Origin of the sequence: Flagellimonas flava, assembly GCF_900129665.1 — a bacterium.
Taxonomy (GTDB): Bacteria; Bacteroidota; Bacteroidia; order Flavobacteriales; family Flavobacteriaceae; genus Flagellimonas; species Flagellimonas flava.
Map to the genome: position 1 here is coordinate 246,308 of NZ_FQWL01000001.1, position 13,947 is coordinate 260,254.

Sequence of the window (13,947 nt, forward strand, 5' to 3'; positions counted from 1 at the left end):
AAAAGAGATTATAAATAAACCGTTTTGCCAGTCTTCACCGATTCGTCTGCTGCAAGCACGATTTTTAGACTGTTAACGGCATCATCCAGATGGTCTGTGAGGTCACGATTGTTTGCAATAGCATCCAAGAGGTACTCCTGTTCCAGAAGGCAAAGTTGATCATGATCCGGCTCGTTAGACGTATTGATAAGTTCATCGGACTTGGCAAAATTACCTATGTGGTCAAGAGCACTGTGGTGTAATTTCAAACTGCCGGTTTTGGTATGACCCTCAATATCTTCGGATGCTCCCTTATCGTCATCACTTATGGAAACACAACCCTTGGGACCCAAAACATCTTTGATAAAAAATGCCGTTTCGCTCATCATAGGTCCCCAGCCAGCTTCATACCATCCTACCGAGCCATCCTCAAAGCGCACCTGTAACTGCCCATAGTTGTACATTTCGCTGTCGACTTCATTGGATAGTCTTGCACCAATAGCAGAAACACTGATGGGGTTTGAACGTACCATGGAACACATAATATCCACATAATGGACTCCACAATCCACAATGGGAGACATGGACTGCATAAGCTGTTTGTGGGTATACCATTGCTCCCCGGCGCTTTGCTGGTTGAGATTCATTCTCATAACCAGGGGTTTGCCCAAAGTTTGGGCCATCTCCACGAATTTGGTCCAAGTGGGATGTACACGCAAAATATAGCCCACCACCATTTTTTTGCCCTTCTTTTTGGATAGTTCCACTAGGCTTTGAGCTTCTGCCACAGTTAATGCGAGTGGTTTTTCCACAAAAACATGGGCATTGGATTCAAGAGCCAATTGCACATAGTTAAAATGCGTATCTGGATAGGTGTTGATGGACACTACATCAGGTTGGGTTTGTTTTAAGGCTAGCTCATAGTCATGAAAAGTGGGAATACCGCCTAGCTCTTTGGATAGACGTTCACGACTTTTCTCTCCACGGCTCACCAATCCCGCTATTTCAAATCCATCCAACTTGTAATAGGCGCGTGCATGGGAGGTTCCCATATTTCCACAGCCAACAACCAATGTTTTCAAAGCTTCCATGGTATAAAATTAGAAATTAAATACGGGCTCTCAAGCTCTGAATGCATAGCTTAACGAATTCAGAAATATCGAGTCAAAACATAACATAAATACTTCATAAAAAAAGCCTCCACAATTTTAGGGATGCGTAATTTTGCCGAATGCAAAAAGACGTGCAAAAACCCAACTTTGAATTCATCGCCTTGATGGCCGCTTTGATGTCCATCGTGGCGCTTGCCATTGATGCGCTGTTGCCAGCTATTTCCAATATTGGAGAGGCCATTCATAGCCACAACTCAACGGACAATCAGTTGTTGGTGACCATGATTTTCCTTGGGCTGGGGGTGGGGCAGCTGGTTTTTGGTCCGCTGTCTGATTGTTACGGTAGAAAACCTGTGGTCTATCTTGGTTTTGCACTTTTCGGAATAGCAAGTGCAATCTGTGTTTTTGCCCCTTCCCTAGAGATTATGGTAATCGGTAGGATCCTTCAAGGGATTGGACTTTCAGCACCGAGGACGCTGGCCATTTCCATTATTAGGGATACCTATAAGGGGGATTATATGGCCAAGATCATGTCATTTGTGGTGGCTTTCTTTATTTTGATTCCCGTGGTTGCTCCGGCCATTGGTAAACTCATATTGGATGCCTTCGGATGGGAGGCGATTTTTTATATTCAGCTAATCTTTGCTCTTATCGTGGGTATCTGGTTCTGGAAGAGACAGCCTGAAACCCTAAAACCGGAATATAAGATTCCCTTTACCAAACATGTTTTTGTGGATGGAGTTCGAGAGTTCTTTAAGTACCGGGATACCATCGTCTTTACCTTTATTTCGGGATTGGTAACGGGAGCATTTTTGGTTTACCTGAGTTCCTCGCAGCATATTTTTGAAAATCAATATGACCTTAAGGAGGCATTTCCATATATTTTTGCTGGCTTGGCCATTTCCATCGGACTTTCCACGTTCATGAATGGAACCTTGGTGATGCGATTTGGTATGCGCAAATTATCACTTTTAGCTTTGACCGCTTTCTGTCTTATTGCCATCCTGTATGTGGTATTGTTTTGGGGAATGCCCAATCCTAGCATTGTGGTTTTGGTGGGTTTCCTTTCGTTACAATTCTTCTGTTTGGGCTTTATGTGGGGGAATTACCGCTCTATAGCCATGGAGCCAATTGGACATATTGCTGGTATAGGTGCCGCGATCAATGGATTTATCTCAACACTATTGGCCATTCCCATCGCTACATTTATTGGAGAATTTATCTCAGATACTGTCTGGCCACTATTCGCAGGTCTGGCCATCTGTGGAATTGTTTCATTGGGGATTGTAATGCTTGCCAAAAAGCCCAAACCATTGGCAGTAACCCGCTAATTGATATCGGGATAAAAAATTACTCCACTGCAGGAATCTTTCTCAGCCCCGGTTACAGAACTTAACACATTGGTCTTATCTTGAAGACGAAGCACTCCCATTAAAGCAAAAACCAAAGCTTCCTTATAGGCAATCAGTTCCTTGTTGGGGACTACCACTTCAATGTAATCACCAAGAACGTTTTGAAGGGTGTCTATAAAGAACTGGTTTAGAGCGCCACCACCAGTGGCAAACAGCTTTTGTGGCTTGCCTGTGGCATGCTCCTTTACTTGAAGGGCAATTTGCTCGCAATTATGATGGATAAATGTATGAAGTAGGTCTTTATCAGAAGCATTGGAGTTTTGTATTAGAGGTATTATTTCTGAAGTGAACCATTCGTAACCTGTTGATTTTGGATGCGGAAGTCTATAGTATTCCAAAGCATTAAGTTTGGCCAATAAAACATTATCCAGTTGGCCTGAGCGGGCCATTTTTCCATTATCATCATACTCCAATCCCATTTTTCTGGTGATGAAGTTTAAGGGCATATTGGCCAATCCTATATCGTAAGCAATTCGCTTACCATCCTTTAAAAATGACATATTGCTTATGCCTCCTAGGTTAAGGCAGAAATCATACTCATGAAAAAGTAGTTGGTCTCCTATTGGCACCAAAGGGGCTCCTTGCCCTCCTAGGGACACATCCTTGGTCCTAAAATCGCAAACCACCTGTATGCCACTGGAGTTAGCCAACTGTTGCCCGTCACCGAGTTGAAAGGTAAAGCCATCTTCCGGCCGATGGTGTGAGGTATGCCCATGACTAGCAATAAAATCCACTTCAAGTTGTTCGTCCTCAATAAATTTTTTGGCTTGTTGCCCTAACCAAAACCCATAGTCAAGATGCAGCTGGTCGTGTTTTTCTTCGGAGCTATGAATCGCGTTTTTGAGCTGTTCCCAAAGTGCTTTTTCATAGGAGATTTCACGAGTCGCCTCTATGGAAAATTGCCATTGCCCCTCGGATTCCCAAAGATGGCAAAGCGCTAAATCCAGCCCATCCAAAGATGTACCCGACATCATTCCCAAGACTTTATAAATGCTCATGTCCGTTTTTGTATTTTAATGATAAGAGAAACAGGTTTTTGTTCGTCGTTGAGGACTTCTTCGATAAAAAGCTTTGAATTCGGTAGTCGCCCTAGAACCGCTATCCAGTCCTCAAAAGTTCTTGCATACCAAGCATGTCCATCCTTAAAATTACCGGGAAGGCCTTTCCAGGAATCGTTCAGCCACTGACTTACATAGGGCATTTCATTTTGTAAAAGAAAATAGGGGTGCAAGGTCTGAATTAGGATACTTCCGTTGGAACTAAGTTGGTTCAAAGTGTTCTGCAGCAATATTGGGAGCCCATCCTTCAGATAAAGACAAAAATTAAACACCGCACAATCAAATAATCCGCTTGGAATGGTTTTACCTGCTATGATATCCTCAAAAGTAAACACATGGTAAGTTTCAGAACCTTGTTTTTGGGCTTCCAAAATCAAGTCTTCAATGGCGTCCAAACCCACAGCCTCAATTCCGAGACCGCTAATTCTTCGGGTCAACCAGCCTTCCCCACAACCAATATCTGCCAATTTTTTGCTATTGAGTTCTCTTATAGCTTCAACAATGGCGGCATTAGTGAATTTTCTGGAGGCAATGCTGTTCTCCTGCATGACCTTTATCCATTCAGAGGCATTCTGCTCCCAAGATGAAATAATCTTATCTGTCATAGTTGCAAGGTTTTGAGTTGAACCGGAAGCTTGCCCGGAGTCTCTGCATTTCCTATAAAATGCTCAAACGCTATTTCCTGAAATTCTTGAAAGTTTTGGTAAACGATGATAAGCTCAGAAGCTTTGGTGCAGTCCAAAATATCCAGTACGTATGGATTCCCAAAGAGATATGCAACAGTGTTTTTTAGGCTCAGAATTTCGTTTATCAAGCGTAAAACTTCAGATGAAAAACCAAAATTGTCCTTTGGTTTTATTGCTGGTGGAAAGAGGGCCAAAACAACCTTTTGATCACCGTCCTGAAGGTTTTTCATGTCCTCCAAAATCTCAGGGTAAAGATGGACATGCTTTTGGTCAAATGCACTTTCAATTTTTTGAGAGAATAGGTTTTTGTATGGATTCCCAACGGAGAGATTCAAAAAATGTCCCTCTCGTACTTGCGCAAAGGTATCTTGGTTTGAAATGTATGACGTAAGTGATTGCTTGGCCAGTTTTTTGTTCAGTGGACTAAGTTGATATTCAATGTTGTTTTCTTTTCCTTTTTCAGAAAAGGCTTTTTCCTTTAGTGCCCAAATTCTTTTAAAACTTGCTTCGATGTGCTCGGGAGCGGCACTTGACAATATCTGACTTATGCCTTCAGCTGGGTTCTCGGAAAAACACATCATATCCATTCCAGCATGAAAAGCTGCGGCCTCCAGAGTTCCCTTTTCAGGGTAGTTTTTGGAAACGGCATGCATGTTCAATGCATCCGAAATTACAACTCCTTCGAAACCAAGTTCGTTTCGGAGCAATTCCGTGATGATGGGATATGAGGTGGTAGCAGGATTTCCAGAGTCATCCAAGGCGGGAACGGACAAATGTCCCACCATTACCGAATCCACCCCTTGATCAATAAGTCTCTTGAATGGGTATAGTTCATTCTGAAGCAACGTTTGCTTGGATTTATCAATAACTGGGAGACCCAAATGGGAGTCTGTTGCCGTGTCCCCATGGCCAGGGAAGTGTTTGATGGAATTTAAGATGCCGGATTTGGCCATTCCCTTTAGATATGCATTTGCTTTGCTCAAGACTTTTTCCTTATGGTCTCCGAAGGAACGATAACCAATCACGGGATTTTCAGGATTATTGTTGATATCAGCCACAGGACTCAGGTTCCAATGTATTCCTGCTTGAAGGCAATCCATTCCAATTTGCCATCCCACCTGTTCAATAAGGTCCTCATTGCCCTGGATTGCACCTAGTGTGATTGCATAAGGGTATTGGGGCGTGTTTTCAATCCGCATAGCCAATCCCCACTCGGCATCAATGGCTATCAGCAGGGGAATTTTTGCCGCTTTTTGATACCGATCTATAAGTTGTTTTAATCGATCGTAACTGTTTTCGTTATAGACCACTTTCTTTTTGCCCTCAAAATTGGTGGCAGCGCTAGCCCTGCTATGAAAGAAGCAGATCGCTCCAATATGCTGTGTGCGGATCAGATGCTCCAGGCCTTGCACCTCTTCTTCGCTATCATTGATGAAAGCTGCTGGCATAAATAATTGTCCCACTTTTTGGTCGGGCGTCAGCTGCGATGTTGCTTCTTGGTATGTTAAAAGTGAATTATTCATTGGAAATGGCGGTTTTCTTCCCGTAATCGGATGGATACTTTAAAAATCTCAGCAAGAAAAAGGCAGGTAGGGCAGCAATCACGACCCAAATAAAGAAACCATCATACCCCAGCCATTCTTGAATGTAACCACTGAGCATTCCGGGCAACATCATCCCCAATGCCATAAAACCGGTCGCGATGGCATAGTGTGAAGTCTTTGAAGCTCCTTCCGCGATGTAGATGAGATAAATTAAGAAAGCTGCAAAACCGAATCCGTAGCCAAATTGCTCCAAAACCACGGTTCCCACTACGGCGTACAGACTTGTGGTCTGGGTAATGGCGAGAAGGGCGTAGAGCAGATTCGGAAGATTTAGGGCCAAGAGCATGGGAAGCATCCATTTTTTTAGCCCATCCCTTGAAATTAGGATTCCTCCCAGAATTCCGCCAAGGGACAGCATGATCACACCAACGGTACCGTAGATGGTTCCAACAGCTTCAGTGGAATAGGCAAGGCCGCCAACTTCTTTGGTGTCTAGCAGGAAGGGAGATGCCATTTTTACCAATTGGGATTCACCCAAGCGATAGGTAAGTATAAACAAGAGGGCCAAACCAATCTGTTTTTTTCTAAAGAATGTATAAAATACCTCCCAAAAACTTGATGGCTTTTCAGAGTTCTTATTTGAGGTCTTTTCAAATTTGGGGCAGGCCAAAAGGTTGGATAAGGTCAAAACCAACATCAGAATGGCCGCACATATCATAGTAAAGGACCATGCCTTGGTATTATCCCCGTACTTCTGTTCCAGAAAACCAGCGAGTATCACTAAAAGACCCTGCCCTGTGACCATGGCCAACCTATAGAAGGTGCTTCGTAATCCAATAAAAAAGGACTGCTTCTTTTGAGTAAGGCCAAGCATATAATAGCCATCGGATGCAATATCATTTGTGGCCGAGGCAAAGGCGGCCATCCAGAAAAACGCCAGGGTGATGGTGAAAAAAGCATTGGAAGGGAGCGAAAGCCCTATACCCAAAAATGCTATGCCAACCACAAACTGCATTGCCAAAAACCATTTTCTTTTGGTTCCGTTCAGGTCTATCAGTGGACTCCATAACGGTTTTAACACCCAGGGTAGATAGAGCCAACTGGTGTATAGCCCAATGTCGGCATTGCTAATGCCCAAGCGTTTGTACATGATAACAGAAACTGTGACAATTAAAATATAGGGCATACCTTGGGTGAAGTACAATAAAGGAATCCATGCCCAGGCTCTTTTGTCTTTTTCTGCTACACTCATTGTTTTTCTAGTTTAGGGGAATTGGTATGGTCTTGCTTTCATTTCCGTACGCATCGCGGATGGAGATGCCGTAAACCTTTTTGTTTAGTTTGAACTGAAAGCATGCCGAACTATCAGTTTCTGAAAGATAGACCTTTTGCACAAGCTGTGTACTTCCTTCCTCAACGCTTTTGTGGTATTCGTGTAGCCTCACAAACCTAGGTATGGCATCTTTGTGGGAAATACAGATCTCCACTGTTTTGTTCCGGATATGAACCTTTTCAATTCTTGGTTCGATAATACGTCTTGACGAACTACCAATGCCAGCAGGGTTTTGGGATGGATTTCTATAAAACTTCCGCTGGAGTGATTTTACGACCCTTTCATTTTTATTTAGCAGGGATTTTGCGCTGAAAAACACATTCCCGGAAATTCTGGATTGCGACCTGGCAAAGTCCAGCTGCTTTGGTATTTCGTTTCGGCGCTTCCATGCTTTATCTGCGTTGTTTTTAATTTTATAGGTTCCGTTTCCAATATATAGATTGGTATTGTTGGTCTTGTTGGCCCACCATGTTGTGATGATTCGGTGGGAAGCAACAGGATAGTCCATGCTCCAATACACCTGCGGTACCAAATAGTCCAACCAGCCCTTGTCCACCCAGAGCAGCGGATCTGCATACAAATCCTCATAAGTGGTCTGACCTGCTTTGGTGGCAGAGCCATTCGGGTCCGTATCCTGGTTTTTCCAAACACCAAATGGACTTATCCCAAATTGAACCCAGGGTTTGGATTTTTTTATGGCCAAATGCGTTTTTTTTATCAGGGAATCCACATTGCTTCGGCGCCAATCCCCCAAACTTTGTTCCTTTAGGCCATATTCCTTATAGCTTAGGGAGTCGTTGAATACTTCGCCATCAATTTTGTACGGATAGAAATAGTCGTCAAAGTGGATGGCATCTACCTGGTAATTATCCACCAGCTCCAAAATTACTTCAGTAAGCTTGTTTTGCACATTGGGTAGACCAGGATTGTAATAATACTTTTTTCCATACTTGATCATCCAATCTGGATGTTGGTGATAGTCATGTTTTTCAGATAGCGCCAGGGTGTCCAAATCGAAAGTGGCTCGATATGGGTTTAACCACGCATGGAATTCCATCCCACGTTTGTGGGTTTCATTGATCATCCATTCCAACGGATTTTCAAAATCCAATGGTGGCTTCCCCTCTTTTCCAGTAAGGTATTTGGACCATGGGGCAAGTTCGGATTCATAAAATGCGTCACCGGCGGTCCGCACCTGAACAATTGCGGCGTTGAAGTTGAGCTGTTGATAGAAATCCAAAATCTCAATGAAATCTTCCTTTTGCTTTGTTGCGGAGTCCAGGCCATTTTTGGGCCAATCAATGTTTACCACAGTAGCAATCCACACCCCTCTGAATTCTGTTTCCGGGGAGGTGGTTCTTCTGTTTAATGAGGAACAGGAAGTAACAAGGATTAAGAGGGCAAGGAATAAAATGCTTCGCATTGAACTAAATAAAAAAGGCCTACTGAAGAATAAATGTAGGCCTTTTTGCTTGATTAAATTAAAACTAACAAACTCAAAAAAGCTAATTATATAGAAGGGTCATCCGGGGTATTCGGATTACTGTTTCTTTCCAAATCTGGGTATGGATAAAAGTTCCTATTTCGTTCCTCGTCATAGTTCATGGCCGCACCACTTGGTTGTGGTCTTCCGAACCTTCTGCTGTCTTCCAAACTAGTTCCTGTCAGAAACAACTCGGCCCTTCGATTTTTATAGACCTCGTCCAAAAGCGCATCAGCGGTATTGTCCCCGGCATAGGCGGCTAGGTTGGCATTCACCCCAAATGGGTCGTCCGAATCGGTAAGCACCAAATTCAAGGCTGTAGTGGCGGCGGCTAAGTTGGGAGTTCCCAACCTAAGGTTGGCTTCCGCAATAATCAGGTTCATCTCATCTGGAATGTATACTGGCAAAGATCCTGTATTTACATTGAAGAAACCTGCCAAATCCTCAATGGGCAATCCATTTTGGTTGGTTTCATCCAAGTCGACCAGATAAAAGGAAAGCCTTCCATCTGCAGGATCAAAAACAAATTCCGCAGGAAGCCCAAAATTGTCCCTAGGTTTAAAGTTTGGTGCGTCATTCTGAAACACCCTTGCCCAGATGGGGTTCAGGTTTTGCGAATCGTATGCAAAAACAGATGTGGAGGATATATCCACACTATTTGCTGCAGCTATTGCGGCATCATAGTTCCCTGCAAAGAGGTTATAACGTGCCGTCATTGCGGAAATGGTATTGCCCATATCAATATTTCCCAAAGTAACTCCATTTGTGAATTCCTCCGATGGTGCCGTAGAGGCCAGTTGACTGGATGCTTCAGCTAACAACGTAATGGCCGTAGCAAAGGCTTGTGCCCTTGGGACGAATGTGGCGTCATTGTTATTGCTGGTGGCCACTACCACTTGTTCATAATTTTGCGCCAAACTTCCAATGGCCATGGCCTTGAACAATTTGGCATGGGCGATAAGTCCACTTTGGGTGCCAGCCCCAAGTTCTATATTGGCCGTGTTGGCTTCAATATCCTCTGCTATTTTTATCACCCTAAGCATGGTGGACCAAAGGCCTTGTACATTGGAATTGAAATTTGGCAAATCGGTTCCACCATCTTCCAATTCAATCATATTTTGAAAGGTGGTAGTAATTCCGCCTTCCCGTGCTGTTATGGCCGGAGTTTCCACGATCCAACGAATGCCGGTTGTGGAAAACAATTGTTGCATGCCCACTGCGGTGGCAAAAATCCCTTCCCGGGAAGAAAAGGTTTGTTCCTCCGTAGCTGCATTTGGATTGTCAAAATCAGTTTCACAGGAAACGAATCCCATAGAAATTGAAATACAAACGATTAAATATTTTATACTGTTTTTCATCGTAGCTTTTTTAGGTTTAGAAACTAAAATTAATTCCTAGTTGGTAGGTCCTTGGAATGGGTACGCCAGCAAAATCGAAGCCTCTTACCCCATTACTTTGTCCTGCTGTGTTAATTTCTGGATCCCATCCAGAATAGTCATCCCAAGAAATCAGGTTACGTCCCACTAGACTAACATCAATTCTATCAATTCCTTCAAAAGGAGGGGTAAAGCCATAACTAATGGCCAGTTCCCTAAGCTTTACGAAGGAACCATCTTCCACGAATTCTTCAAAGATTCCTGCTTGGGCACCGCCAAAGCCTTTTGGTCTGTTGCCTAAAAGTTCCTGCCCTACATTGGAGCCACCTCCAAAAATCACATTGTCCAAAAGTCTACGGTTCCAGTTAAATACATCAAAACCTTGTACCGCATCCAGCTGTACCCTCAGTTTGAAATCCTTATAGGCAAATTCATTGATCAGCGAACCAAACCAATCGGGATTGGGATCACCGATTACTTTGGACCCAGCACCGTCGTCCGTGGTACCCCTAAAAGGATATCCATTTTCGTCCAAGGAGATACTACCATCGGCGTCCCGGGCATAAAACTGTCTAAAGAAAACTCCCAAAGGTTCTCCCTCAATGACAAAATTGGTTGCAAAACTTCCTGCAAGCGCAAATTGTCCTCCACCAGCAACACGGGTGACCACATTATCGTTTTGAGAGAAAGTTGCGGTTACATCCCAGCTAAAATCGTTGGTCTTTATAGGTGCACCACGAAGTAGGATTTCGATACCCTTGTTTTCCAGGTCACCTACATTTTCTATTCGGGAGCCAAACCCGGTCGATGGTGCCAGTTCCCTTGGCAACAAAAGATCCGTAACATCTTGTTTATAGTAGGTGAACTCTACACCAAGGCGGTTGTTCAAGAATCCGGCGTCAAACCCAAATTCAATTTCTTCCTGTCTTTCAGGTGCAATGTTGAGGTCTCCTTGTTGAGTCCCCGGTCTTAGACTAGGTGTTCCATTGATGGACGATGGGTCCAAGGTGGTAAACCTTTGGAATGCGGTCAAGGCGGTCAGGTTACCAGCTTGCCCCCAAGAGCCTCTCAGTTTAAAGGTGCTGAAGGCATCACCAAAAGTATTCTCCCAAAAATCTTCCTCGGACACTACATAAGACAGACTGGCCTTTGCATATACCTGGTTGCGTTCGTCCTCCCCAAAAGTAGATGCGCCATCCAAACGTACTGCCCCGTTGACGTACAGTTTGTCCTTAAAACTAAACGACTGCTGCAAAAAGGATCCCCAAAATGATATTTGGGAACGGGTTTCCCCTTGACTTAAAATACTTCCGTCCGAGGCCACTTGCACAACAGGTGCCAGTCCATCGGCGTCTATCGCGATTCTATCGAATTCTTCATATTGCCAAGAACCACCCAAGGTAGTAGTGGAGTTGATATTGTCCGTTATCGGGGTTTTGTATGTGATGTTCAAATCACTATTGTATTGGAAATTGTTGATGTCCGCACGTCGCGCAAAACCATTTCCGTTTGGTGATGTGTTGTTGATCGGGATGAATGCATTTGCCGATTGATTGTAGAAATCCAGCCCCAAGAGATAGCTGGCACTTAATTTGTCGGTTATCTTTGCGTTCAATCCAATACTTGTAATAATCCGATTGACCTTCTGTCCAAAATCAAAGCGATTAACTGCCTCTGCCGGATTGGTCCTGGGAACCAAAAGGGAAGTAACAGGATAAACTCCTGAGGCGTCTGGTGCAGGGTTTATGCTGTTATCACTAAAGACAAAACCGGTGATAGCACCATAAGCCGCGTTGATACCTCCATTCGGAATGTCAGAACTTACACTTCTAGTGAAATTAAGCCCTGCATTGATATCCAACCAGTCAAATGCTTTTTGGGTGATATTGGTCTTAAATCCGATTCGCTGGAAATCTGTGTTTTTTATGATTCCTTCGTTATCCAAGAAGGAGCCAGAGATGTAATACGATGTCTTTTCGTTTCCTCCTGTTACGGATAAGAATGTTTCTACGCCAAAACCAGATTCAAAAAATTCATCTTGAAGGTTATAACGTTCTACGGGAACGGTTTCCAAATTCTCCCTATCAAATGGGTCTACCCATGCAAGGGGTGCGGTATTATAGTCAATCTCTTTCCTGAGCTCGTTGATACGAACATTCGTGTTCAAAGTAAATTTAGGCGCTCCGGTCTTTCCTTTCTTGGTAAATATTTGAACAACACCATTACTCGCCCGGGATCCATAGATCGCGGCCGCAGCCGCTCCTTTTATCACCTCGATGCGTTCAATATCGTTCGGATTCAAGTCCACTAATCTGTTTTGGGAGTTGCCTCCTAAATCTACTAGGTCGTTGCTGTTACTGGAATTACTTATGATTATTCCATCAACAATATATAATGGGTCCGAGTTTCCCAGAACGGTACTTGGTCCTCTAAGCCTGATGCTGATTCCGCCAGCGGGATCTCCTGAATTTTGTTGTACCAAAGCTCCAGATATTTTACCCGAAATCGCTTGATCAACTGCAATGGCTCCGTTGTTTACCAAGTCTTCAGCCTTTACCGAGGAAATGGCATTCCCCAAGGTTCTTTTGTTGACCCCTGCCGGGTTTCCGGTGACGACAACTTCATCCAAACTTAGAAGGTCTTCAGCGAGTGCGAGGTTGTTGGTGACATCGCCCCCTGAATAACTTACATTAATCTTTTGGGTGGTGTAACCCAATGAACTAGCAGCAAGTGTGTAATCGCCAGAGGCGAGATCTACACGAAAACTGTAGTTTCCATCAAAATCCGTGACAGCGCCGAACGAAGTGTTCTCCAAAAACACTGAAACACCGGAGAGCGGTATTCCGTTACCACTGTCTGTAACCGTCCCTGAAAAAGTTCCTGAATTTTGGGAAAATACCATGGCACTGTAAACCATGAAGCCCAGAATCAGGAAGGAACGTAAAGTTTTTCCAATCATGAGGTTGAGTTTTTTCCATTTTTTTAAAATGGGAGTTAGTAATTACTTGTAGTTAGGTACTCGTTTCGTTAAATACGAAATTGCGTTCATCTCAAAAATATGCAATTAATCGAAATTCTTGCAATTTTTTGCAATTAAATTTGGCAAAAACTTGCAAACAAAGCAAATTTTTGCATTATTTTAAGAATTGTTTAAACTTGTATTTTTGCCATAAAACCATACCATGCTTAAGGAAGAACGTCATCAGGTAATCCTAAACGAAGTACGAATACACAATAAGGTGTTGCTTGCAGATATTGCAGAAATTCTCAAGGTTTCGCAGGATACGGTCCGCCGTGATATCAAGGAATTACACGATAAGAACAAATTGAAACGGGTGCATGGGGGAGCCATTTCCCTGGGATTTAACCATTATAGCTATGTGAATCGGGAGATTTATTCGTTGGAAAAGAAATCCCGTATTGCGGAAAAGGCCGTTTCCCTACTCAAAGACGGTCAGGTAATCCTGCTCAGTGGAGGAACCACCAATTTGGAAATCGCTAGACTAATACCGCCTTATCTCAAAATCACCTGTTTTACCCCAAGCCTGCCCATAGCAATGCAGCTATTGCCAAAACCAAATATTGAAATCATTGTCATCGGGGGAAAAATCAACAAGGATTCCCAGATTGCGGTGGGGGGTAGTCCTATTGGCGCGCTGGCCGAGTTAAAAGCGGATATTTGTTTTTTAGGAGTCAATAGTATTCATCCGGTAGAAGGGGTGACCGAACTCTACTGGGAAATTGTTCAGGTGAAAAAGGCGATGATCAAAGCTTCCAAAAAAGTAGTGGTACCATCTATTTCCGAAAAAATAAATTCGGAACAGCGCTATAAGATTTGTGGTTTGGATGCCGTTGATTTGTTGATTACGGAACTTGATGAATCTGACCCGCAATTAGAGGTTTACAAACAAAGCATTGAATTGCTCTAAACAAAAAAAAGCCCCGATTTCGGGGCTTTTCTTTT

The 13,947-nt window shown here is 43.5% G+C and carries 10 protein-coding genes; 2 read left to right on the top strand and 8 right to left on the bottom strand.

The window, feature by feature from the left end; all coding sequences use genetic code 11:
• Positions 1-8 precede the first annotated feature (8 nt).
• Positions 9-1,070, bottom strand: a complete 1,062-nt coding sequence (locus BUC10_RS01260) for a Gfo/Idh/MocA family protein (protein ID WP_073176105.1) — start codon at positions 1,068-1,070, stop codon at positions 9-11.
• Between the two features lie 140 nt (positions 1,071-1,210).
• On the opposite strand from BUC10_RS01260, the gene BUC10_RS01265 reads away from it, so the two are divergent.
• Positions 1,211-2,422, top strand: coding sequence for a multidrug effflux MFS transporter (locus tag BUC10_RS01265; RefSeq protein WP_073176106.1), 1,212 nt, complete (start codon positions 1,211-1,213; stop codon positions 2,420-2,422).
• On the opposite strand, the gene BUC10_RS01270 is transcribed toward BUC10_RS01265, so the two are convergent.
• The 7 genes from BUC10_RS01270 to BUC10_RS01300 all read right to left on the bottom strand — a co-directional run bounded on the left by BUC10_RS01270 (position 2,419) and on the right by BUC10_RS01300 (position 12,942).
• A complete protein-coding gene (locus tag BUC10_RS01270) occupies positions 2,419-3,501 on the bottom strand; it encodes an anhydro-N-acetylmuramic acid kinase (protein ID WP_073176107.1) in 1,083 nt (360 codons plus the stop codon). The genes BUC10_RS01265 and BUC10_RS01270 overlap by 4 nt on opposite strands.
• Positions 3,498-4,166, bottom strand: a complete 669-nt coding sequence (locus BUC10_RS01275) for a class I SAM-dependent methyltransferase (RefSeq protein ID WP_073176108.1) — start codon at positions 4,164-4,166, stop codon at positions 3,498-3,500. The genes BUC10_RS01270 and BUC10_RS01275 overlap by 4 nt, the downstream gene beginning before the upstream one ends.
• Positions 4,163-5,770, bottom strand: a complete 1,608-nt coding sequence (locus BUC10_RS01280) for a glycoside hydrolase family 3 protein (protein ID WP_073176109.1) — start codon at positions 5,768-5,770, stop codon at positions 4,163-4,165. The genes BUC10_RS01275 and BUC10_RS01280 overlap by 4 nt, the downstream gene beginning before the upstream one ends.
• The gene (locus BUC10_RS01285; protein ID WP_073176110.1) at positions 5,763-7,043 is read right to left on the bottom strand and encodes an MFS transporter; all 1,281 of its coding nucleotides are present in this window, start codon (positions 7,041-7,043) and stop codon (positions 5,763-5,765) included. Before BUC10_RS01285 ends, BUC10_RS01280 begins: the two co-directional genes overlap by 8 nt.
• A gap of 7 nt (positions 7,044-7,050) precedes the next feature.
• Positions 7,051-8,547, bottom strand: coding sequence for a glycoside hydrolase family 10-like protein (locus BUC10_RS01290; protein ID WP_073176111.1), 1,497 nt, complete (start codon positions 8,545-8,547; stop codon positions 7,051-7,053).
• 86 nt (positions 8,548-8,633) lie between these two features.
• Positions 8,634-9,965, bottom strand: coding sequence for a RagB/SusD family nutrient uptake outer membrane protein (locus BUC10_RS01295; RefSeq protein ID WP_073176112.1), 1,332 nt, complete (start codon positions 9,963-9,965; stop codon positions 8,634-8,636).
• 16 nt (positions 9,966-9,981) lie between these two features.
• Positions 9,982-12,942, bottom strand: coding sequence for a SusC/RagA family TonB-linked outer membrane protein (locus BUC10_RS01300; protein WP_073176113.1), 2,961 nt, complete (start codon positions 12,940-12,942; stop codon positions 9,982-9,984).
• A gap of 223 nt (positions 12,943-13,165) precedes the next feature.
• Between BUC10_RS01300 and BUC10_RS01305 the strand changes: the two genes are divergently transcribed.
• A complete protein-coding gene (locus BUC10_RS01305) occupies positions 13,166-13,912 on the top strand; it encodes a DeoR/GlpR family DNA-binding transcription regulator (protein WP_073176114.1) in 747 nt (248 codons plus the stop codon).
• Positions 13,913-13,947: the final 35 nt, after the last annotated feature.

Bases quoted from the DNA above. Each gene is read 5' to 3' on its own strand.
- BUC10_RS01260 (WP_073176105.1), bottom strand. From the start codon at position 1,070: ATGGAAGCTTTGAAAACATTGGTTGTTGGCTGTGGAAATATGGGAACC.
- BUC10_RS01265 (WP_073176106.1), top strand. From the start codon at position 1,211: ATGCAAAAAGACGTGCAAAAACCCAACTTTGAATTCATCGCCTTGATG.
- BUC10_RS01270 (WP_073176107.1), bottom strand. From the start codon at position 3,501: ATGAGCATTTATAAAGTCTTGGGAATGATGTCGGGTACATCTTTGGAT.
- BUC10_RS01275 (WP_073176108.1), bottom strand. From the start codon at position 4,166: ATGACAGATAAGATTATTTCATCTTGGGAGCAGAATGCCTCTGAATGG.
- BUC10_RS01280 (WP_073176109.1), bottom strand. From the start codon at position 5,770: ATGAATAATTCACTTTTAACATACCAAGAAGCAACATCGCAGCTGACG.
- BUC10_RS01285 (WP_073176110.1), bottom strand. From the start codon at position 7,043: ATGAGTGTAGCAGAAAAAGACAAAAGAGCCTGGGCATGGATTCCTTTA.
- BUC10_RS01290 (WP_073176111.1), bottom strand. From the start codon at position 8,547: ATGCGAAGCATTTTATTCCTTGCCCTCTTAATCCTTGTTACTTCCTGT.
- BUC10_RS01295 (WP_073176112.1), bottom strand. From the start codon at position 9,965: ATGAAAAACAGTATAAAATATTTAATCGTTTGTATTTCAATTTCTATG.
- BUC10_RS01300 (WP_073176113.1), bottom strand. From the start codon at position 12,942: ATGATTGGAAAAACTTTACGTTCCTTCCTGATTCTGGGCTTCATGGTT.
- BUC10_RS01305 (WP_073176114.1), top strand. From the start codon at position 13,166: ATGCTTAAGGAAGAACGTCATCAGGTAATCCTAAACGAAGTACGAATA.